At 43.9% G+C, this 21,080-nt stretch carries 21 protein-coding genes and 2 tRNA genes; 13 read left to right on the top strand and 10 right to left on the bottom strand.

What is annotated here, in order from left to right; genetic code table 11:
- The first annotated feature begins 322 nt into the window (after positions 1–322).
- From guaB to BK127_RS21625, 8 genes are all read left to right on the top strand, one after another.
- Positions 323–1,777: an IMP dehydrogenase gene (gene guaB, locus BK127_RS21660; protein WP_076233601.1), complete on the top strand. Its 1,455-nt coding sequence runs from the start codon at positions 323–325 to the stop codon at positions 1,775–1,777.
- Positions 1,778–1,901: 124 nt separating this feature from the next.
- Entirely contained in the window at positions 1,902–3,191 is a 1,290-nt protein-coding gene (locus BK127_RS21655; protein ID WP_076233600.1) for a D-alanyl-D-alanine carboxypeptidase family protein, read from the top strand.
- Between the two features lie 109 nt (positions 3,192–3,300).
- Positions 3,301–4,182: a pyridoxal 5'-phosphate synthase lyase subunit PdxS gene (gene pdxS / locus BK127_RS21650; RefSeq protein ID WP_076233599.1), complete on the top strand. Its 882-nt coding sequence runs from the start codon at positions 3,301–3,303 to the stop codon at positions 4,180–4,182.
- A 23-nt stretch (positions 4,183–4,205) separates the two neighbouring features.
- The gene (gene pdxT / locus BK127_RS21645) at positions 4,206–4,796 is read left to right on the top strand and encodes a pyridoxal 5'-phosphate synthase glutaminase subunit PdxT (RefSeq protein ID WP_076233598.1); all 591 of its coding nucleotides are present in this window, start codon (positions 4,206–4,208) and stop codon (positions 4,794–4,796) included.
- Positions 4,790–6,073, top strand: coding sequence for a serine--tRNA ligase (gene serS, locus BK127_RS21640; protein WP_076233597.1), 1,284 nt, complete (start codon positions 4,790–4,792; stop codon positions 6,071–6,073). The genes pdxT and serS overlap by 7 nt, the downstream gene beginning before the upstream one ends.
- Positions 6,074–6,131: 58 nt before the next feature.
- A tRNA-Ser gene (locus BK127_RS21635) sits at positions 6,132–6,221 on the top strand.
- A gap of 239 nt (positions 6,222–6,460) precedes the next feature.
- Entirely contained in the window at positions 6,461–6,808 is a 348-nt protein-coding gene (locus BK127_RS21630; protein ID WP_076233596.1) for a hypothetical protein, read from the top strand.
- A 15-nt stretch (positions 6,809–6,823) separates the two neighbouring features.
- A complete protein-coding gene (locus tag BK127_RS21625) occupies positions 6,824–6,967 on the top strand; it encodes a small acid-soluble spore protein P (RefSeq protein ID WP_076233595.1) in 144 nt (47 codons plus the stop codon).
- 168 nt (positions 6,968–7,135) lie between these two features.
- On the opposite strand, the gene BK127_RS43025 is transcribed toward BK127_RS21625, so the two are convergent.
- The 3 genes from BK127_RS43025 to BK127_RS21610 all read right to left on the bottom strand — a co-directional run bounded on the left by BK127_RS43025 (position 7,136) and on the right by BK127_RS21610 (position 8,785).
- Positions 7,136–7,321, bottom strand: coding sequence for a hypothetical protein (locus tag BK127_RS43025; protein ID WP_076233594.1), 186 nt, complete (start codon positions 7,319–7,321; stop codon positions 7,136–7,138).
- A gap of 96 nt (positions 7,322–7,417) precedes the next feature.
- Positions 7,418–7,735 carry an antibiotic biosynthesis monooxygenase family protein gene (locus BK127_RS21615; protein WP_076233593.1) on the bottom strand — a complete coding sequence of 106 codons (318 nt, stop codon included), beginning with the start codon at positions 7,733–7,735 and terminating at the stop codon, positions 7,418–7,420.
- A gap of 186 nt (positions 7,736–7,921) precedes the next feature.
- A complete protein-coding gene (locus tag BK127_RS21610) occupies positions 7,922–8,785 on the bottom strand; it encodes an aldo/keto reductase (RefSeq protein ID WP_076233592.1) in 864 nt (287 codons plus the stop codon).
- Positions 8,786–9,033: 248 nt separating this feature from the next.
- Here BK127_RS21610 and BK127_RS21605 point away from each other — a divergent pair.
- The 4 genes from BK127_RS21605 (at position 9,034) to BK127_RS21590 (ending at position 12,706) form a co-directional block, all read left to right on the top strand.
- Positions 9,034–9,110 (top strand) — tRNA-Arg (locus BK127_RS21605).
- Between the two features lie 247 nt (positions 9,111–9,357).
- Entirely contained in the window at positions 9,358–9,927 is a 570-nt protein-coding gene (locus BK127_RS21600; protein WP_076233591.1) for an RNA polymerase sigma factor, read from the top strand.
- A complete protein-coding gene (locus tag BK127_RS21595; protein ID WP_076233590.1) occupies positions 9,908–12,124 on the top strand; it encodes a DUF4179 domain-containing protein in 2,217 nt (738 codons plus the stop codon). The genes BK127_RS21600 and BK127_RS21595 overlap by 20 nt, the downstream gene beginning before the upstream one ends.
- A gap of 324 nt (positions 12,125–12,448) precedes the next feature.
- Positions 12,449–12,706 carry a YolD-like family protein gene (locus BK127_RS21590; protein ID WP_076233589.1) on the top strand — a complete coding sequence of 86 codons (258 nt, stop codon included), beginning with the start codon at positions 12,449–12,451 and terminating at the stop codon, positions 12,704–12,706.
- Between the two features lie 43 nt (positions 12,707–12,749).
- On the opposite strand, the gene BK127_RS21585 is transcribed toward BK127_RS21590, so the two are convergent.
- The 6 genes from BK127_RS21585 to BK127_RS21560 form a co-directional block, all read right to left on the bottom strand.
- The gene (locus BK127_RS21585) at positions 12,750–13,577 is read right to left on the bottom strand and encodes a PRD domain-containing protein (RefSeq protein WP_076233588.1); all 828 of its coding nucleotides are present in this window, start codon (positions 13,575–13,577) and stop codon (positions 12,750–12,752) included.
- Positions 13,570–15,036, bottom strand: coding sequence for a PTS transporter subunit EIIC (locus BK127_RS21580; RefSeq protein ID WP_083689467.1), 1,467 nt, complete (start codon positions 15,034–15,036; stop codon positions 13,570–13,572). The genes BK127_RS21585 and BK127_RS21580 overlap by 8 nt, the downstream gene beginning before the upstream one ends.
- Before the next feature lie 155 nt (positions 15,037–15,191).
- Complete coding sequence (locus BK127_RS21575; RefSeq protein WP_076233586.1) at positions 15,192–16,037, bottom strand: carbohydrate ABC transporter permease; 846 nt, start codon at positions 16,035–16,037, stop codon at positions 15,192–15,194.
- A gap of 27 nt (positions 16,038–16,064) precedes the next feature.
- Positions 16,065–16,970: a carbohydrate ABC transporter permease gene (locus BK127_RS21570; protein WP_256711398.1), complete on the bottom strand. Its 906-nt coding sequence runs from the start codon at positions 16,968–16,970 to the stop codon at positions 16,065–16,067.
- Between the two features lie 85 nt (positions 16,971–17,055).
- On the bottom strand, positions 17,056–18,399 hold the full coding sequence (locus BK127_RS21565; RefSeq protein WP_076233584.1) for an ABC transporter substrate-binding protein: 1,344 nt from the start codon (positions 18,397–18,399) through the stop codon (positions 17,056–17,058).
- 319 nt (positions 18,400–18,718) lie between these two features.
- Positions 18,719–19,042 carry a TM2 domain-containing protein gene (locus BK127_RS21560; RefSeq protein ID WP_179097559.1) on the bottom strand — a complete coding sequence of 108 codons (324 nt, stop codon included), beginning with the start codon at positions 19,040–19,042 and terminating at the stop codon, positions 18,719–18,721.
- Between the two features lie 353 nt (positions 19,043–19,395).
- Here BK127_RS21560 and BK127_RS21555 point away from each other — a divergent pair, with 353 nt between their 5' ends.
- A complete protein-coding gene (locus BK127_RS21555) occupies positions 19,396–20,061 on the top strand; it encodes an MgtC/SapB family protein (protein WP_076233583.1) in 666 nt (221 codons plus the stop codon).
- Positions 20,062–20,132: 71 nt separating this feature from the next.
- Here the strand turns inward: BK127_RS21555 and BK127_RS21550 are convergent, their stop codons facing one another.
- Positions 20,133–21,074, bottom strand: coding sequence for an NHL repeat-containing protein (locus BK127_RS21550; protein WP_076233582.1), 942 nt, complete (start codon positions 21,072–21,074; stop codon positions 20,133–20,135).
- Positions 21,075–21,080: the final 6 nt, after the last annotated feature.

Here is a 21,080-nt window from a genome sequence, read left to right as displayed (position 1 = left end):
GACCGTTAAGCCCTTCAGCGCCAATGGTACTTGAACCGCAGGGTTCTGGGAGAGTAGGACGTTGCCAAGCACAGTAATAAAAAACCTTTTTGGATGAAAATCTGGAAAGGTTTTTTTTATTTAATGATTTCTAAGCTTGTTAGGCTATACTAATAAGAAGTTTTGATGACCTTTTCAAATAAGGTAAGTAATGAAGAAGCATTAAGTGTTGATATTACTTATAGGGACTGTCATAATATATACTTGACATGAAAAAAGCCCTTTTGATAATATTGCAATCATATATTACGGCAGCTACGAAAATTGAAGGAGGATTATGGTTGTGTGGAATACGAAATTTGAAAAAGAAGGTTTAACCTTTGACGATGTGTTGCTAGTACCGAGAAAGTCGGAGGTTTTTGGAAAAGAGATTGATATTTCTACAAAATTAGCTGACAACATTAAACTGAATATTCCCCTACTTAGCTCTGCTATGGATACTGTTACGGAGTCCAAGTTGGCTATTGCCATAGCAAGAGAAGGTGGAATTGGAATTATTCATAAAAATATGTCCATTGCCCAGCAGGCAGAGGAAGTGGATCGGGTTAAACGGTCGGAAAGTGGAGTTATTACGAATCCTTTTTCTTTGACTGCAGACCATCATGTGTATGATGCCGAAGAGTTGATGGCTAAATACCGCATTTCTGGAGTTCCGGTTGTGGATGAGAATAAAAAATTGGTAGGTATTTTGACCAATCGGGATCTTCGTTTTGTTCATGATTACTCCATCTTGATTGGAGATGTTATGACACGTGAGAATTTGGTAACAGCTCCTGTGGGAACTACGCTGAGTCAGGCGGAGGGGATTTTGCAGAAGCATAAAATTGAAAAACTGCCGATCGTCGATGAGAATAATACGTTAAAGGGCCTTATTACGATTAAGGATATTGAGAAAGCTATCCAATTCCCGAATTCTGCGAAGGACAAGCAAGGGCGTTTACTTGTAGGAGCTGCGGTTGGAGTATCCAAGGATGTCATGGAACGCGCAGAAGCGCTGGTTACAGCAGGAATTGATATGATCGTCGTGGATTCAGCACATGGTCATCATATTCATATTCTTCAAACGGTAAAAAAACTTCGTGAGCAATACCCTACTCTTCCTATATGTGCGGGTAACGTAGCTACTGGGGAAGGGACTAGAGATCTAATTGCAGCAGGAGCCTCGATGGTTAAGGTAGGAATCGGACCAGGTTCTATCTGTACAACCCGAATTATTGCCGGTATCGGTGTCCCACAAATTACGGCAATCTACGACTGCGCGTCTGTAGCCAGGGAATATAATGTACCTATTATCGCAGACGGCGGAATTAAGTACTCTGGGGACGTTACGAAGGCTATTGCAGCTGGAGCAAGTGCTGTGATGATCGGAAGTCTGTTTGCGGGTACAGATGAAAGTCCTGGTGAATCGGAAATTTATCAAGGCAGAAAATTTAAGGTATACAGAGGTATGGGTTCTTTGGGTGCTATGAAAGAAGGCAGCAAGGATCGTTATTTTCAAGAAAATGAAAGTAAGCTGGTTCCTGAAGGTATTGAGGGACGCGTTGCTTATAAAGGTCCCTTGGCAGATACAGTGTTTCAACTGATAGGTGGATTACGTTCCGGCATGGGTTATTGCGGGGCAAGCACGATTGATGCATTGATTAACGAAACGTCTTTTATCAAAATTACAGGTGCGGGCTTGCGGGAAAGCCATCCTCATGATGTGCAAATTACGAAGGAAGCTCCGAACTATTCATAATATGAGTAAGCTATGAGAAGATGGGGCCTTGCTGGCTGCCATCTTCTTGCTTTTGAACAGGCTTGTTGGCTTGTGGTACAATAAGAAATACGTGTTTGTAGAATGAAAATAGGAGTTGATAGTGTTGTTATTGTCGGTAAGACGCGTGTCGATGGTGTTGGCTACTGCACTGCTTGTCCAAATAGGCTCGATGTCGGTGATCCAATCCCAGCCTGCGATGGCGGCCGAAGCGGTTGATTTGAAGCTGGATGCCAAATCGGCTATTTTGATGGATGCTGCCACAGGACAAATTTTATACGAGTTTAATTCAGACACAGCGCTCCCCCCTGCAAGTATGTCGAAGATGATGACGGAATATTTGGTCATGGAGTCAGTAAAAAGCGGTAAACATAAATTGGATGATATGGTTCCAACGAGTCAATATGCTGCAGATGTCATCGGATCTGGGGATCTCTTGGCATTTAAAGAGCAAGTTAGTCTTAAAGATATGTTCTCAGCGATGTCGATCTATTCAGCGAATGATGCATCGGTGGCACTAGCAGAGTTTATCAGTGGTAGTACGGAAGAAGATTTTGCGAAAATGATGAACGAGAAAGCTAAGCAGTTTGGATTATCGGATCAGGCCCATTTTATTAATGCAACAGGATTATCAAGGGCTGATCTCGGCAAATATGCACCCAAGGAATTACAGGGCGAAACCATGCTTACGGCAAAAGATGCGGCACTCATAGCTTATAATCTTATTAAAGATTATCCAGAGATTCTGGAGACGACCAAAATTCCATCGAAGAAATTTCGCGAAAAAGATAAAACGCCAATGATAAATTGGAACTGGATGCTGGAGGGAAATAAGGATAATACGAATTTTAAGAAGTATGCATATCCCGGTCTGGATGGATTAAAAACAGGGTCTACCGATGATGCAGGGTACTGCTTTACAGGTACGGCAGTGCGCAATGGGGTCCGATTAATCAGTGTGGTGATGGGAACTCCCAAAGAACCAAAGCGTTTTGAGGAAACACGTAAGGTACTGGATTACGGATTTAACAATTTTGAAAAGAAACAGGTGCTTGCAGCGAATTCGGAAATAGATTCGTTAAAAGTGGTAAATATTAAAAAGGGCATAGAACTGCAAGTTGGTCTTGCTACTCAAGAGGAAGTTTCGTTGGTTGCCAAAAAGGGAGCTGCTCCTGAAGAGTTCAAGATTACGGCTGCAGCCGTGGATGAAAGCAAGCTTGTTGCTCCGATCACCAAAGGTGATGTACTCGGAACGGTGAAAGTAAACTACCAGGGGTACGAAAAGACGACGAATTTAATTGCTACTGCGGATGTGGTACAGGCGAGCTGGTTCAGATTGATGTTCAGAGCAATTGGCAGCTTCTTTAGTGATATGCTGGCAGGCGCCAAGTCTTAAGAAATACCTGCTAACGGATTGTATATTCCATGGTATTCCTGTAAAATGATTGTTTAGTGGTTTGTGGATTTATTAAAAATTATCGTATATATGTTTGGAGGAAACGGAAATGGAAACAGGTACATCGCGTGTAAAAAAAGGTATGGCAGAAATGCAAAAGGGCGGCGTCATTATGGACGTCATGAATGCAGAGCAAGCAAAAATTGCTGAAGCAGCAGGAGCTTCCGCTGTTATGGCTTTGGAGCGAGTGCCTTCGGATATTCGTGCTGCCGGTGGCGTAGCTCGTATGGCTGATCCTACCGTTATGGAAGAAGTAATGAAAGTAGTTACGGTTCCGGTTATGGCTAAAGCGCGGATTGGACACTATGTAGAGGCGAAGATCCTTGAATCCATGGGTGTCGATTATATTGACGAGAGTGAAGTATTAACGCCTGCTGATGAGGTTTATCATATTAACAAAAGAGAGTTTACGGTTCCTTTCGTATGCGGAGCAAGGGATCTTGGAGAAGCTTTACGTAGAATTACTGAGGGTGCGTCGATGCTTCGTACGAAGGGCGAACCGGGAACGGGTAATATTGTAGAGGCTGTTCGCCATATGCGGATGATTGTTGGTCAAATTAATAAGGTGAAATCGATGTCCAAGGATGAGCTGTTCGCTGAAGCGAAAAACATTGGTGCACCATATGAACTATTGCTGCAAATTCATGAAACAGGTAAATTACCAGTCGTTAACTTTGCGGCAGGTGGTGTTTCCACTCCGGCGGATGCAGCTTTGATGATGCATTTGGGAGCAGATGGAATTTTTGTAGGATCTGGTATTTTCAAATCGGAGAATCCTGAGAAATTTGCCAAAGCGATCGTGGAAGCGACCACGCATTACACGAATTACGACTTGATCAGAGAAGTATCCAAGAACCTGGGTGCTCCAATGAAGGGTATCGAAATTTCCAAGCTGGATGCGACACAACGTATGCAAGAACGCGGCTGGTAAGGATCGGTTAAGAGGTGACAATGATGAAGATAGGTGTATTGGCTCTTCAAGGAGCAGTAGCTGAGCATATACGATTAATTGAAAAAGCCGGCGGAGAAGGCATTATTGTGAAAAGCATTCAACAGCTGGATGAATTGGATGGAATCATCATTCCCGGTGGTGAAAGTACAACGATAGGCAAGCTGATGCGGACGTATGATTTTATCGATAGCCTGCGTGCGTTTTCGAAACAAAAAAAGCCGATCTTTGGTACTTGTGCTGGATTGATTGTGATTGCCAAGGAAATCGAAGGGCAGCCGGAAGCTCATCTTGAGCTTATGGATATGAAGGTAGCCCGAAATGCATTTGGACGGCAGCGTGAAAGCTTTGAAACGAATCTGGTTATTAAAGGAATCGCGGACGATGTTCGTGCCGTATTTATTCGGGCTCCTTTAATTAACGAAGTCGGCCAAGGCGTTGAAGTGTTAGCTACTTATCACGATCAGATCGTTGCTGCGCGTCAAGGGCATCTATTGGCAGCTTCGTTTCATCCTGAGCTGACTGATGATGAACGGATGCATGCTTATTTCCTCGAGATGGTACGTGAAGCGAAGCAGGAGGGGTCTCCTTGTTAGATGTGAAGTTGTTCCGAACCGAAGCCGATTTACAACGCGTAGTGCAGGCGATGAAGAATCGCGGCAAAACGCTGGACGATATCAGTCGTTTTACCGGCCTTGATTCGAAACGTAGAGAACTGCTACAGGAAGTGGAACAGTTAAAGAATCGCCGTAATGTCGTTTCTCAAGAAGTTGCCGCTTTGAAAAAGGCCAAGCAGGACGCAGATGCGCTAATTGAGGAAATGAAGGGTGTCGGCGATCGAATAAAGGTGTTGGACGATGAGATTCGTGTATTGGAAGCGGATCTTAACGTAATCATCATGGCTATGCCGAATATTCCAAACACAAGTGTGCCTGTTGGCAGCTCAGAGGAAGATAATGTGGAAATTCGCCGTGTTGGCGAGCCCGTTGTATTCTCTTTTGAACCTAAGGCTCACTGGGAAATCGGACAGCAGCTGGGAATTCTTGATTTTGAGGCTGCTGCGAAAGTAACCGGCTCGAGGTTTGTTTTTTATAAAGGCCTTGGGGCGCGTCTGGAACGGGCTCTAATCAATTTTATGATGGATCTGCACAGTGATCAGCATGGGTACGAGGAAATGCTGCCACCGTACATTGTAAACCGCGACAGCTTGACTGGAACCGGACAGCTTCCCAAATTTGAGGAAGATGTATTTAAGCTGGGAGGCACGGATTATTTTCTGATTCCGACTGCAGAGGTTCCAGTAACGAATTTTTATCGTGATGATATTTTGACGTATGAGCATTTGCCGCAAAAATTCGTCGCCTTCAGTGCATGCTTTCGTTCAGAAGCCGGTTCTGCTGGTAGGGATACCCGCGGCCTGATTCGTCAGCATCAATTCAATAAGGTTGAGCTGGTCAAGCTTACGGCACCAGAGCAGTCCTACGACGAGCTGGAAAAGCTGACTGCTGATGCCGAAAAGGTACTGCAGCTGCTTGGCCTTCCTTATCGTGTACTGGACCTGTGTACGGCTGATCTGGGCTTCTCTTCGGCGAAAACGTATGACTTGGAAGTATGGCTGCCAAACAGCGGGATGTATCGTGAAATTTCGTCCTGCAGTAATTTTGAGGATTTCCAGGCAAGACGTGCGAATATTCGCTTCCGCCGTGATGCGAAAGCGAAGCCGGAGTTCGTTCATACCTTGAATGGATCGGGTCTCGCATTAGGTCGTACGGTTGCAGCTATACTGGAAAACTATCAACAAGAGGACGGAAGTGTGACCATTCCGGACGTACTAAGACCTTATATGAATAATCTCACCAAGATCAGCAAATAATTAGTGAGAAAAGCTTGATAATTGATGCTGTTCTGTGATACAATGCTTTTTGTCACCTGGAGAGGTGGTCGAGTGGTTTAAGGCAGCGGTCTTGAAAACCGCCGAGGTCGTGAGGTCTCCGTGGGTTCGAATCCCACCCTCTCCGCCATTTTATTTAAATGGTATGGATTTAGTGATAAGAGCCAAAATGCTAGGCAGCAAAACGCACTTAGATGCCTTGAATGAAAAGAGAATACCCCTTCCCGTTTTACATAGCTGTTCACAGTCGTGTATCCTTTTAAAAAGGGTATGCGGCTTTTTTAATTTAATGTCTTTTATTGGCTTATGTATGCGGGTATATAATATTGCGGTATATCGCACCTTAAAGGGTGTGGAGGTGTTCAATAGATGATAAAGACGGAAAGCTTGGCTATAGACCAAACTCAATTGGTGAAGGCATGGTCAGACGCGATGCCTACTGTATTGAACTTATCGGACCGTGTAGAGGTTAAAGCCGATGAGGCGGACGCAAATGCCCTGTGGGTGAATATTCAGACAGAAGGTCGATCTTTGTATAGTTTTGATTTTAAATGCGTGTACAAGGACTCCAGAGAGGTTAAGGTAGAGTTTATTGATGTTGAGCAGGACGGAGTCCATGTCAATGAGCAGACTGAAATTATTCAAACACTGATTGAGGATTACGTACGTCATATTCATGAATGTGCGCAGCAACTGCATGCTGTAACTCATCATTAAGAAGGAGGCATAGGTATGCCAAAAAATATTGCACAACCGGTCCAATCGCCCAGCGGTGACCGAGGGGAAAATGTTGACCACCAGCCGAACAAGCCTTTAGCAGGCTCTAAAAAAGTGAAGCAGGCAAACCATTCCCGACATAATCATGGTGAAGGCTAGTTAAGACACAGTAACTTAGGTGCCAGGTATACAAAAAAGACTGTTGAGGCTGCTCAACAGTCTTTTATCCTACACGCTTGTACGCAAAAAAGGTGATAAGGTCGACGGCATGTTGGATTGTTCGATTAAACCGACAAAAGGAAAGGCTAACCTCTTACATATCATTTGTTACATGTTATTTGTAGATAAATGCTGGTAACACTCCATCATCATGCTGTGGGCAACATCTTCATTATCGGTATATCCATAAATGGTACCCCCGACAGCCAGTTCTTCACAAACGTCATCAAAAACCGAACAAATGGTGATCGTGAAATCATTATAAACTACATAGAACCGACAAACATCTGACATGTCACCACACCTCATTCGTATAGTTTCCTCATTCTACCATGAAGAATTTAAAAAGAAAATATAAATTAATGAGGTCTTTAGGATCGAGGTCACATACTAAATAGCGGTTTTAACTGCCCTTATTTCATACATGCTGTGGTTAGAGCTTATAATATGATCTGGTTTAGGCTGGCCTCTGCTTTTCCTATGACCTTCCAGATGGACCTCACTAGTTTCCCATGTTTTCCAGGCTTCTTCTGATTCCCAACGAATCATGATGATAACCTCTTCATCGCCACGTCTCACTTTTTTCACCAGAATGCTTAAATCGATGAACCCGGGAGACTTTTCGACGGCTCCTTCTTGACTGAAGCGATCAACAACTTTATCGGAGGTACCCTCTTTTACAATTATGGTTATGGTTTCAATTAACATGAATGACACATCCTTCATAAGTGGTAATGAATATCTAATATTTTATTGATAAGGATTATCATTGTCAATTGATATATGAGAGACTGTACGTTTCTATAAATAAAAAGAAGACACGGATTAAGGTGTCTTCTTGTCGCTGACATGATAATAATAAGCGCTAATATAGGTTGAAATGGAATCTAAGATCTATGCCTGCTGCTGTCCGATTGTATTCAGTTCTGCCATATCCTCTGCGGACAAAATAACTCCGGCAGCTTTGGCGCTATTGGCAATGCTGCTGCCACGACTTGCACCCGGTATCGGAATAATCACAGGAGAAAGCTGCAAAAGCCAGGCTAGAGCAACCTGTTGAGCAGACACCTCATATTTATTTGCTATACGAGAAAGGACGGGATTGCTGCCGATCTGGCCTGCTTTGCTAATACCATTAAGCGGGCTATAGGGTAAAAAGGCGATTTGATTGGCCTCGCAGTATTTGAGAACATCAATTGATGAATGATCAAACAGATTCATTCGGTTTTGTACGCTGGCAACTTCAATGATCCCTTTGGCCTCCTCCAGATGGGCTACAGACACATTAGAAAGCCCAGCGTGAATCAGCTTGCCTTCCTGTTGCAATTCAGCCAACGCGCCAAGAGATTCTGCAAAAGGAACTGCGGGATCGGGACGATGGAATTGATACAATACGATTGAATCCAAACCGAGTGCCAATAGACTATCCTCGCAAGCTTGACGCAAGTAGTCCGGATGACCGTTCGGTTCCCAGCGTCCATCAGGGCGTGTAAGGCCACCTTTGGTGGCAACTATCGCTTGGGGATGCTGCTGCAAGGCTTTGGCCAACAATCGTTCATTATGCCCAAAATCATCGTTATTCAAGCAGTAAGCATTGGCTGTATCAAAAAAGGTAATCCCTTGTTCGAGCGCAGTATGTATGGTCTTGATGCCTTCTTCTTCTGAAGGTCTACCGCTGATCGATAAAGGCATACCTCCCATTCCGATAGCGCTAACAGAAAGGCCAGTCGAGCCTAATTGACGATGTGGAATTGTCATATTCTAAATTCGCCTCCAATAGATCGTGATTTAAGCTGTATTCAATACAATAGAAGCAGGTGAAGATGATATACAGCTTAATCTATTGTACCAAGTATTTCCATAAGATATAAGTAGTTAAGATAAACTGCGTTAGTTACTTTGATGTAATCGTAAATCAATTCGATATAGGTGGTGAAACTGGTTCAAACAAGTTTGGACTGAGACTTTTTTCTGAGGATGCTTTGTGGTACAATATTAGTTACCGCGTGCCCGTAGCTCAGTAGGATAGAGCGATAGTTTCCTAAACTGTAGGTCGGAGGTTCGATCCCTCTCGGGTACGCCATTACTTTAAAGTTCAAGCCACTCCTCGGAGTGGCTTTTTTGTATTTATATGCCTGTTGAGCAGCTGGCCGCGTGTATCAATGTGCCCTGTACAAACTGGATGATTAGTCGAGCAGTGGCCTGCAGTATAACTGCACGAAAATTTTTTGGGAATAAGAAAGTTTTTCCTTTTAACTTCGTCATACTTAAGTGTAAGGACAAAAAGAACTCATGCTGCGCAGCATATCTTTTTGGATAGGAGGGCGAAAATGCAGGAAGACCAGGAAACTATAGATCGCATACTTAGCGGAGATAAGCAGGCTTTTGCCCTAATTATTGATAAATACAAGGGACGGGTATTTTCCCTTCTTCGAAAAATGCTCGGCCCATCGCCTGACACACAGGATATTGCCCAAGAGATTTTTATTAAAGCCTACAACCATTTACAGGAATATAAGCCTGAGTTCAGCTTTTCTGCCTGGTTATATCGAATCACCGCCAATCGGTCTGTCGACGAGCTTCGTAAACGCAAGCGTACACCCAGCTTAATCGATTTCGACTTGGAAATCGCCCATCGTGATACGCCGGAAACCAGTTATCTGGAAAAAGAACGTAAAGCTTCTCTGGAAAAGTTGATTGAGGAGCTGGATCCAGATCAACGTGCGGTGTTTGTGCTGCGGCATCAGCAGTTTCTGAGCTATGAGGAAATCGGTGAGCAATTATCGCTCCCAGTGAGCACCGTGCAAATGCGTCTGCATCGCGCACGATTGAAATTGCGTAAAAGCCTGAACGCATCAAGAGAAAGGGGGGAGTCCTTGTATGAAATGTATGGAAACTAACCCTCTGAACGCATATATGGAAGGCCGGCTTCCCCAATCTGAAAGTATTCTGTTTGAAAAACATCTGGAAAGCTGCAAGGATTGTCAGCTGAATTTGGAGCAATGGATAAGTAAACATGATGATTTTGAGGATTTATCGGAGGAAGAGGGATCGGATGAAGCGTTCATGCAAAATATTATGGATCAGCTCACACCATACACGCCTTCGGAAGAAACGAATCTCGCTGAAGTTGTGAAAAATGCATCTAAACTAATCAATTGGAAAAGAAGGAGCCTTGATATTATGAAAAAAATCACGATAGCCGTCGTCGGATTGGCCGTAGTCATATCCCTCGGTACCTATGTATCGCCTACCTTTGCGGACTACGTAAAGAGCTTTTTTAATAGCACGGAGCAAGTCGATCCAGGGATGAAAAATGCTTATAACGAAGGTTTTGTAAAGCCGTCGGATCTGAAAGTGACAGATCAAGGAATCACCTTGGAGGTAAAGGAAATTTTGGCCGATACACTGCGGATTGCCATCATCTGTGAAGCCAAGGATCAAACTGGAAATCCTATTGATTTGGACAAATTGAGGGACCTACAGTTTATTATCAAGGACGCTATGGGGAATCCATTGATTGACCCTAACATGGGAGGATGGACTACGAGCAAGAAAGGCGAACGGTTGATGATAGAGCGGGCGTTGACAGAGGCGATCACCGGAGAGAAGAAGCTGCCTGATGAAGTGACCGTAGAGCTTAGCTGGAACAATATTGGTGAAATTATCGGAAACTGGGTATTGAATGTCCCGATTGATATGGTGAAAGCCAAGGCTGTTACGAAAACGATAGAGATCAATAAGCAATATACAACCCCACAAGGGTTAATAATCGATTTGAAAAGAATAGATCTGGCTCCCAGCTTAACGCTGCTCTCACTGGCAACCAAATTGACTCCGGAGATAGCTCAGCAAAAGAAAGAAATCATCATCGCCAACGGATTGACGGAGGAGTTTAAGAGAGGTGAGCCACTCTTGCCTTTCATGCTAGCTCACGAAATCCAGGAATATAAGGTCGTTTACGAGCTTCTTGACCAAGAAGGCAAGGTGGTAGCAGCATGGGATGAGATAAGCGATAAAAACCTGAGTATTCGAAAAAATAACATCAATAATGGTATGGGTGGTTTGGGAGACGCATCGGGTATGAAATGGTGGCACGCGTTTGCGCCGTTGATCAACAAACCAGAGCAGCTTACGTTCAAGCTTTATGCCATCTATACGAAAGAGCTTGCCGATTTCAGCATTAAACTGAACCTTGATGATTTAAATAAAAAACAGGTTGAGACAGTAAATAACGAAAGTAAGCTCACTTTTAGCAGCTTTTCTGTCAAAGAGGATGAGAAAGAAACAGACTTTGGCGGGCAGCCTGTCGTGGGTAAAGGTGGAATAATTAACATTCAGGCAGAGCTTGCCAAAGATATAGTCGGACTGAGTGTATGGAAGGCTAGGGACGAGAATGGTAAAGAGTACAATGCAAGATTGGAGAAAAAATCGACCTTAAATGAAGATGGTACTGTCAGCTTTCAAGGTGTACTGGTCATCGATCAACTGCTTCAGCAGCCAAAGGAGCTGACCCTATCCTACCATATTGCGGAAAAGCAAAATAAAGATGTGAATTGGCAAGTGCACATCGATATGAATACAACAGAATCTACATCAATCGTTGGAGATATAGTCAAAGAGAGGGCTCCTGAAGGACTACAGCCAGCGAAGCCGCAACCAGAGCCACAGCAGCCAGCGATGCCGCAACTAGAGCCACAGCAGCCAGCGAAGCCACAACCAGATACGCAGCAGCCGACGAAGCCGGAGCCGGAGCCGCAGCCGCAGCAGCTGGTGAAGCACGTTAATGCTGAGGATGAAGCAGCTATAAAAGGCTGGCATCTCACTGATACTATTGACTTGCTGTTTATATCACCGAAGGAATTAAAGAGGATTTATAATATTGACTTCATCGTTCATAATGCTGCGAAAGATAAGTATGGGGTTTATGAGATGGCTTTCTATGACCTAAAGAGCCAAAAAGTACTGAGTGTCATCAAATTCAACGATGTGGAAATCGGAACGAAGATAGGAGCTGAAGGTTTCGAATTCTTACAACTAAGTGACGGTCCTTACATCAGAATAGAAGATTTAAAGAAAGCGGGCTTTATCAAATAGATATATTTAACTTGAGTTGGTATTTTTTTTTATAAAATTAAAAACGACCACAACGCTTATGAAGCACACCATTGTGATGTCTTTATGTGAGTATAGACAGTTTAAAGAATAATGACATAATCAAATAGATGCATCTGTTTTTGGGTACGCCATTTAAATCAAGTTCGGAAGATTAAACAGTAACTGAAGGGCGTTCTCTTGCGGGTAACTGTATGAGAGCGTCCTCTTTACGTTCTGACGGAAGATCGCTATTTTCCACTTGACTAACCGGTGTATCGATCGGTTATAATAAGAACAAATGTTCTCGTTATGGAGGTTGTACATATGAATTTGAGTAGGCACTACCGATCGGAATTAACAGAAAATGAACAATCGGAATTATTCGGACGTTTATCGGTTTCGCAATTTAACAATTTGAGCGTGAAGATTACATTATTTGGAGAGTATGAGGACCGACGAATAACCGGCATCGTAACTGGAATAGACCCGCGGCATCAACTTATTAAAATCGAGACAACGGGTACAAAGTGGGATTGGCATCTTATCGACTTTGCGAACGTAGTTGAGGTTGAGTTTGAATAGAAGCGGTTGTTGCGTTCGTAATTGACGTGTTTCGTTTACTTTATTAGGTTCGCTGAATCATACGTTCAAGATGCATCGCCAAAAAACCTATTTCATCCTCAGGTACAGCCTTGCCCAGCGAATCATTCAAGTACATAGACAAAACAACTGCTTTCAGGTACGTGTCCCCGTATTCCACTTTGATTTTATCGAGCAGGGGATTTTGAATGGTTTTCCCTTGTTTGACCCGTTCAATTAAACTCTTCAAATGGCTGATGAAACGGACCGTAGAGAATGAGTCGTCAAAGCTGTAACCAAGCTCCCTCGCTTCTTCAATGATCTTGGACACCAGCTTGACCACCGTCAACGATTCCGAACCTTTCTCTTTATTGCGTGCTCCGTTAAAATGCATCGCAAGGAAAGCCACCTCATCCTCCGGAAGTGTAACATCCAAATGATCGTTCAAAAAATCAACAGAACGTTTGGCTACCCGATACTCCTCAGGGTACATATATTGGATCTCATAGGCAAACGGATTCGTAATATAAATCCCGCGCTTTTGCCGTTCTACGGCAAAGTTGATATGATCGACAAGCGAGGCGTGGATCGTTTCGGAGAATTCGCCTTCGAGCATTCCCTGCGCATAAGCAATGACCTCTTCGGTAATTCCGATAATTTTTACATCAACGGCGTTTAGAATTTGCTCGTAGCTTTTCATAACTTCCGAAGTGTGGAGCAGGAACTCCTGGGTAATAGAAACATCGTCAATAATCATTCCCGGCTCCTTCTTAAACCCGATCCCTTTGCCGAAAGCAATCGAGTTTTTACCGGTGGAAAGGTGCGCCATGACTACATTATGAGAAAGTACATGAATAATCGTGCGCTCAATCATAGGTTACCTCCGCACTATTGGGATTCCGCGTTGCTAGGAACGGCAATAGTTTCATCATGGACTCTCTGATCTGCTCCGATTCTGTCCCAAATACAAGATGTACATTCCCTTTCCCGAGTCGAATCACTCCAATGGCCCCCAGCTCTTTGAGCTCGGGTTCTTTGATCAAGCCCTCGTCCTTAACCAAGAGCCTTAGCCTGGTTATGCATGCATCCACGGAAACGATATTGGAAGCGCCTCCGATGTTAAGCAGGATGCTTGCCGTTCGGTCTCTTTTGACCCCGGGAATAGCCATTTCTGCGATTTCTTCTTGTGTTCCTTCTTTTGCCACTTCACTTCCAGGTGTTTCAAAATGGAAAAATCGTATGAAAGTACGGAAGGTAAAGTAATACACCACAAAATAGATCAATCCGACAATCAAGATCCAGTAAAGCTTGGAAGAAAAATTCAAATTCATCGCCATATCAATAAATCCGGCCGAAAAGCCAAATCCGAGCTTCGCTTGCAGCATATTCATAATCATCATGGAGCATCCGGTAAGCAGCGCGTGAATCACATAAAGACCTGGAGCGACGAACATAAAGGCAAACTCGATCGGTTCCGTTACCCCGGTAAGAATGCTTGTTAGCCCTGCACTGTATAATACCGGCACGATTGTAGACCGATTGGAAGGGTGCACTCCTTTAATCATGGCAAGCACTGCGGCCGGAAGGCCGAACATCATAACGGGATAGAAGCCTGTCATAAACATTCCGGCTGTGGGATCACCGGCAAAATAGCGCGTCATATCCCCTGTAACCGCTCTCCCTGCGGGCGTCACGTAATTCCCGATTTGAAACCAGGCGATATTGTTAAGGATATGATGCAGCCCTGTTGGGATTAATAGTCGATTCAGAAACCCGTACACGAATACCCCCGGGCTTCCCGCATCTACGATCCACATGCCGAATTGATTAATAGCAATCTGCACGGGTGGCCAAATAAACCCCATGATGACACCGAAAACAACCATGGCAAGAGAGGTGATCAAAGGGATGAACCGCCTTCCACCAAAGAAACCGAGCGCCTTCGGCAGCTTAATATTGTGAAATTTCTCGAAAAAGGTTGCTGAAATGACGCCGCAGAAAATACCTCCAAGAATGCCCATATCCAATTTCTCCACAACGCCTGGAGCGCCTGTTTCGAAGTGCTTCAGAACATTATTGAAAACCAGATAACCTGCCGTTGCCGCCAAAGCCGCGATGCCTTCACCCGATGTTAGGCCTATCGCAATGCCGATAGCAAATAGCAGCGAGAGATTATCGAATATGGCGCTTCCGCCCGATCCGCATATTTGTGCAAAGTGTAAAAGAATCGGATTATCGAACTTAATCGATCCAATACGCAGCAATATCGCCGCTACAGGAAGGACAGCAATGGGGATCATTAACGAGCGTCCTATTTGCTGCAGCATATACATGAGCCTCATTCCAGCCACCCACTTTTTTCTTAGTATAAAAAATCTTATACGATTTATAAATACCTATACAATAAGAAATTACACCTCCCTAAATCGAATTTTTTCGATGTAGAGTAGGTGCTTCTTATGGGGGGAATCATGCGATTACAATCGTTTCATTTTACGGCTCCAGCAGTAATTCCACTTGCGATCTGTTTCTGGAAAAATATATACATAATGAGAACCGGGACAATCGTGATCAGCAAAGCTGCAAATAACGGTCCCCATTCTGTGCGGTATTGCATCTCGGCTTGCATGACGGCAATTCCGATTGGCAATGTGTATTTCTCCGGATCATTCGTCAGAATGGTTCCGACAATATACTCGTTCCATGTAGTCAGTACGGTCATGATTCCTACCGTAATGAGACCTGGCTGCGAAAGCGGGAGCATGATTCTGAAGAAGGTTCCAAAATCCGAGCATCCGTCAATGGATGCGGCCTCTGCAAGCTCCTTGGGCAGCGATTTATAAAATCCTACAAGGACAAAAATCCCAAAAGGCAGCGCACTCGCCGCATATACCAGTATAAGTCCGGTCCACGTATTGATCAAATGGAGGTCATTAATTAAGAAAAATAAAGGAATAAGCGCCAGGTTAAACGGTACCATCATGGATGCGATGTAAAGTACGTATAAGACGTTGCTGCCCTTAAACACATATCTTGCTAATATATAAGCTGTAGTAGCCGCTAAAAGCAGCGACAGCAATGTACTGCCCAAAGTAACGACAATCGAGTTGATGAAGTAAGTACCGAAATGATATTTGCTCCACACATAGGAGAAATTCAACCATAATAAAGGCGTTTCCGGCAAAGACCAAGGCTTATTCAAAAAAAATTGCTCATTGTTTTTCAATGCGTCCAATAACGTCCATAACAGTGGATAAAGAACACTTACACTCCAAATAAGGAGAACAGATCTGGAAATAAATTTAAGCAGCGGGTTATTGATTTGCTGATTCATGATCCCCCTCCTTCGTAACTGTACTTATCATTGGCCCATCTCAATCGTATCGCGTTTCATCAACCGTTGCAGCACTAGAGTCGTAATGAGCGACATCACCAGAATGACGACCCCGATGGCTGCTCCGTAACCAAAGTGATACTGCCTAAAGGCCATTTGATATAAATAAGATCCCATAACCTGAGTGGTGTTGTCGGGTCCTCCGACTGTCATAATCCATACAATAACGAACGAGCCGTTCAGCGTCGTAAACACGATATTCAGAATGGAAACCTTCATTTGCTCCCAAATAAGCGGTACGGTGATGTTTGTAAACTGTCTCCACTGATTGGCACCGTCTATATTGGCCGATTCATAATACGAAGCGGGAATATTCACTATTGCAGCAATCATGAGAATCATATAGAAGCCAATACCAGCCCAAATGGTCGGAGGTAACAGCATCCAGATCGTATGTTGAGGAAAGCCGAGCCAAGTGATATCCACCTTATTTTCTGTAAATAAAGATAGAAAAGCGTTTAGAAAGCCAATTTGAGGATTGTATATAAAATTCCACAAAACCCCTATGACAACGACCGAAATAACATTTGGAATAAAAAAGATAGCACGGAAAAAGCCAGAGCCTCTGATGTTGAAGCGTGTAAGCGCAACGGCAAAAAATGTGGCAATAATCATAATTCCAATTACTTTACCTACGACCAAGAAATAATCGTTGCCGATAGCAATATGCATAATAGGGTCCGAAAGAAGCTCCTTAAAGTTACCCAGTCCTACGAATTCCTTTGTTTCCGAACCTCCCGACCAATCAAAAAAGGAGTTATATAACGCCTGCACAACCGGATATACCATGAACAGGCAAAAGAACAGAAAAGTCGGAATAATGAATGCAGCGATAAATAGCTTCCGTCTCCACAGTGCTGATCTTGTTCTCACTCGTAATTCACCTTCTCTCTTGGCAACTATAGCGGAGGAATCGAAAGAAGATTCCTCCACACAATCCCATCTCACTTGTTAAAGCCTACTTTTTCGCCTTTTTGGCAGCCTCGCTTACGCGTTTTACCCACTCATCAGGCGTAATCGTGCCGATCGTTAATGCGACTGTTGCATCCTCCATCGCTTTGTCTACATCAGCGTTAAACTTGAAGTCCGGAACTACAACCGTATTGGAGGAAGTTAGGGCAGCCGCTGCATCTTTAACAAAGTTAGGTGCTTTGGAGCTGCTGATATCTCCTTTAATGTTGGAAGGAGCACCGCTTAATTCTGCCCACTGCGAGGCTTGCTCTTTAGAGAAAATGAAGGCCAGGAATGCTTTTGCCGTTTCCTTGTTTTTCGCTTTTTTCGCAATAGCTACGGTTGCGGTTGAAGTGTATGCAACCACTTTTCCGCCTTTTTCTTGTGTAATGGAAGGGGTGAATCCAAAATCGAAGCCTTTAGGTACGTCTTTTGACATTTCATTAGGCAGCCACAATCCGTTCGGAATGAAAGCATCTTTGTGCTGAAGGAACAACGATTGGGAATCCGTGTGGTTAATTTGCACCGATGCTTTGTCGATGAATCCTTTGTCACGCAGCTGCACGATTTTGTTCAAGCCTGCCAAAACTGCAGGGGTCGAGAAAGCTTCAGCTTTGGATTCGCTCATATTTTCAAGGACCTTGTAATCGTTGTTGTTGGCAGATACAATGGCCGGGTACAGGAACGCACGGTTAATATAATACGGGTACTTACCAGTATGAATGAAAGGGTTAGTACCGCTTGCTTTAATTTTGTCGCTAACCTCCAAGAAAGAAGGGAAATCATTGGGAGCGTCCCAGCCCTTCTCTTTGAATAAAGCTTTATCCCAGAAAATACCCCAAGAGTTCAGTACAAGCGGAACCGTGTAAAGCTTGCCATCGTACTGATTCGGCTTTTGGGCAAGCAAATCCAGAATTTTGTCGCCGTTTATGTTTTTGGCATCCTTCAGGTATTCGGTTAAATCCTCCAGCTGTCCGTCGGTTACCATTTGACGGTCGTTCAGCTCCGGTCCGTCAATATAGACAAAATCAGGTGGAGTGCCACCAATCCAACGTGGTTTGTTTTGTTCGTTGATTTTGGGCCCGGCGCTCTCTTTAATTTTCAATTCAGGGTTAGCTGCTTGAAAGTCTGCGATTACTTTCTTCCACCATTTATCGCCATAACCGCCGACGAAGTATTGGATTTCGAAATCGCCTGTCAGTTTTGTTGCACCTGCTTTTTTTGTGTCTGAACCTGCATTGGGGGTGGTGGGTGTTGCCGGTTTCGCGACTTCTGTAGAGCTGCCGCAGCCGGCAGCCATTACTGCCAGCATTGCTGTCATTACCGTCAAGGAAAGTTTACGTAATTTCATGAGATCGTTCTCCTTCTTTTTATGGTTTGGTGGACTAGTTTGGATCATGCAGCTTCTAGATTACCGTGATTGTTCGGGCGCCCTCCTTTTCAGAATGCTCGAAACAAAATAAAAAAGGGCATAGTTATAGAAGAGACTTGCACTCTTCAATAACTAATGCCCTTGTGGTAACATGTTATTAAAATTAATGTATGAAATTGGGTTTTAAACTAATATTTGTTTGGTCAAATAGATATTACTACAAGCTGCGATGAACGTCAATACAAAAATGTAAGCGCTAAACTTTGGGATCGCAGGGTTAACGTATGGCTTTCCATTCTTATACAGAAGCAGTTTTGGATCCAGTAACGAGCTTGACCCGTTGAATAACCTCATATTCAAGCTGTGTAGTCTTTTGTTCCAATCGCTTACCAATGAAGAATACGTCTACTAAATTCCAGATAAAAGCAGTGAGCCATCCAAATAAGAGCAAGCAGATAGCATAACCGATATCACCAAGATAAAAACGGTGACCTCCTAAAACGCCAGTAAACCACCATAATACATAAGCGATGGTCTTACTTTTCTTTCTAATTTCCACTTCGCTGCCAACCATCGACAACTGTTCTGACGTAAGGTCTCTTTTTAGCATGAGATTATCCAAGATATATTTCTCCTTTTTACGACAAAATTATGTAATATACATACTAATACTGATTAATATACAGCATTTTACAAAAATTTGATAGAAAAATTTATCAATTTTGGTTTTCAAACAAGTAAAACCTGAATTGGGACAGGGAGATGAGTCTGCTATCGACTTGACCAACATCAATAACAAGATTCACTTTGCTCGCTATTACCCAGAGATCGCAGAACTTTATTTATCTAAAACACAGGTGTAATATGAAACACATTAAATCAGTAAATATGAAAGACAGATCACCTTATTCGTGCTAACCCCTGATAGGGAAGCGCACTCATTAATAGATATTAAAAGTGTGGAGGCTGGTCATTATGCAATATGAGTATTTGCTGCGGGTTATTTTAGCAGGAATTTGTGGCGCGTTGGTTGGGTATGAACGAAAAAATCGCATGAAGGAAGCGGGGATTCGTACACATTTTGTTGTTGCACTCGGTGCTTCTCTGATGATGATTATTTCTAAATATGGTTTTCAGGACCAAAACGGGTGGGAGAATGTAGCTTTCGATCCATCGCGTATTGCTGCTCAGGTGGTGAGCGGGGTAGGGTTTCTGGGAGCAGGGATGATTTTTATGCAGCGACTGACCATAAAAGGACTTACCACTGCAGCAGGTATATGGGCTACTGCAGGGGTAGGTATGGCTATTGGAGCCGGTTTGTACGTATTGGGGGCAGGCGTGGCTATCATTATTTTTGTCGCTCAAAAGCTTTTACATGGCCGTTTCAATTGGTTATCCTCCCCCAAAACGGAACAGCTGGTTATTCGAATTACGAACGAGCCAGGGGCGACATCCCAAATTCAACAGCTGCTGGAAGAGAAACATATTTCTATTCTTAGCTTTCATGCCGAAAGCAATGGAATCAACTCGGAAGACATTACATTGGAGATGATAGTAAGATTTCCTGGATCGTACAGAGTGGAGCAATTACTGCCGATTGTGCAGGAGGCTTCGTTCGTAAGAGCCGTTGAACTCAAGTAACAACTCAAGTAACTGAGAAGCAATCCATCCTATAGCGTAAAGGATACAGCAATTGGATATGTCACCTTTGTCTACTCCCTTTGTCGGATCAGCTTCGTTAGGCGACCCTCAGCAGTCCATTCAACCACATAGACATCTCCGCGGGAATCTACGCATACTCCGTGCGGGGAGCTAAACTTGTCAGGTCGGAAGTATGCTTTGGGCAGGTTAGGCCATCCTTGTTGTTTGTACGCCTGCTGATCCTCTCCAAGATGGGTGATCAAACGATCGTTCTTATCCAGAATCGTTACGCGGCTGTCCAAATCGGGAATATAAACCTCATCACCGAAAAAATAAAAGCTGCAGGGTAAATCGAGATTATGCTCCATAAAACGTTTGTGCTGACCATCCAGTGTGAATACCTGAATGCGATGGTTTCTACGGTCCGCGACATACAGCTCTGGTTCATTGCCGCGCAAATTGACAGAAATCCCGTGCGGCTCCAGCAGCTGGCCCGGATCGGAGCCGCGGCCTCCCCATGAACGGATATAACTGCCTTCCGCATTGTACTGGTGAATATAATATTGTCCATATCCGTCAGCCACATAGATGTCTCCATTCGGAGCGACACATACATCTGTGGGAACATAGCGCCGCGAGGCATCATAAAGGTCTGGACGGTCGGGCTGTCCTTGCTCCCATATCAGCGTCCCGTCTGTAGTGGTTTTAACCAGGAGCCCGCGCAACCTGTCTGTAAAATACAAATATTCCTTGCCATCCTGATCCTGATGCAGGTAGAAGCCGTGGGCTCCCCCCTCAAATTCCTTGCCCCATGATGTAAGAAAGCGGCCGTCCCTGTCAAACACAATAACGGGTTCCTTACCTGTATGATGCACATAGACATTATCCTGCGAATCAACGCATACGCCGTGGGTATAGCCATAAGCCATGTTTGCAGGCAGTTTACCCCAACCCTCCGCTATTACATAGGCATGTGAAGCACAACCGATCACGTGTGTATTCAATATTCTCATCGATCT

This window comes from Paenibacillus sp. FSL H7-0331 (genome assembly GCF_001956045.1).
Note: the sequence above shows the minus strand (reverse complement) of the source record. Positions and strands in the feature narration are given on the sequence as shown.

Excerpts from the sequence above, each read along its gene's own strand:
- BK127_RS21565 (WP_076233584.1), bottom strand. The coding sequence starts at position 18,399 with ATGAAATTACGTAAACTTTCCTTGACGGTAATGACAGCAATGCTGGCA.
- BK127_RS21585 (WP_076233588.1), bottom strand. The coding sequence starts at position 13,577 with ATGATTGAGCGCACGATTATTCATGTACTTTCTCATAATGTAGTCATG.
- BK127_RS21610 (WP_076233592.1), bottom strand. The coding sequence starts at position 8,785 with ATGACAATTCCACATCGTCAATTAGGCTCGACTGGCCTTTCTGTTAGC.
- BK127_RS21555 (WP_076233583.1), top strand. The coding sequence starts at position 19,396 with ATGCAATATGAGTATTTGCTGCGGGTTATTTTAGCAGGAATTTGTGGC.
- BK127_RS21615 (WP_076233593.1), bottom strand. The coding sequence starts at position 7,735 with ATGTTAATTGAAACCATAACCATAATTGTAAAAGAGGGTACCTCCGAT.
- BK127_RS21595 (WP_076233590.1), top strand. The coding sequence starts at position 9,908 with ATGAAATGTATGGAAACTAACCCTCTGAACGCATATATGGAAGGCCGG.
- BK127_RS21600 (WP_076233591.1), top strand. The coding sequence starts at position 9,358 with ATGCAGGAAGACCAGGAAACTATAGATCGCATACTTAGCGGAGATAAG.
- BK127_RS21590 (WP_076233589.1), top strand. The coding sequence starts at position 12,449 with ATGAATTTGAGTAGGCACTACCGATCGGAATTAACAGAAAATGAACAA.
- BK127_RS21630 (WP_076233596.1), top strand. The coding sequence starts at position 6,461 with ATGATAAAGACGGAAAGCTTGGCTATAGACCAAACTCAATTGGTGAAG.
- pdxS (WP_076233599.1), top strand. The coding sequence starts at position 3,301 with ATGGAAACAGGTACATCGCGTGTAAAAAAAGGTATGGCAGAAATGCAA.
- BK127_RS21580 (WP_083689467.1), bottom strand. The coding sequence starts at position 15,036 with ATGTATATGCTGCAGCAAATAGGACGCTCGTTAATGATCCCCATTGCT.
- BK127_RS21575 (WP_076233586.1), bottom strand. The coding sequence starts at position 16,037 with ATGAATCAGCAAATCAATAACCCGCTGCTTAAATTTATTTCCAGATCT.
- BK127_RS21550 (WP_076233582.1), bottom strand. The coding sequence starts at position 21,074 with ATGAGAATATTGAATACACACGTGATCGGTTGTGCTTCACATGCCTAT.
- pdxT (WP_076233598.1), top strand. The coding sequence starts at position 4,206 with ATGAAGATAGGTGTATTGGCTCTTCAAGGAGCAGTAGCTGAGCATATA.
- BK127_RS43025 (WP_076233594.1), bottom strand. The coding sequence starts at position 7,321 with ATGTCAGATGTTTGTCGGTTCTATGTAGTTTATAATGATTTCACGATC.
- BK127_RS21625 (WP_076233595.1), top strand. The coding sequence starts at position 6,824 with ATGCCAAAAAATATTGCACAACCGGTCCAATCGCCCAGCGGTGACCGA.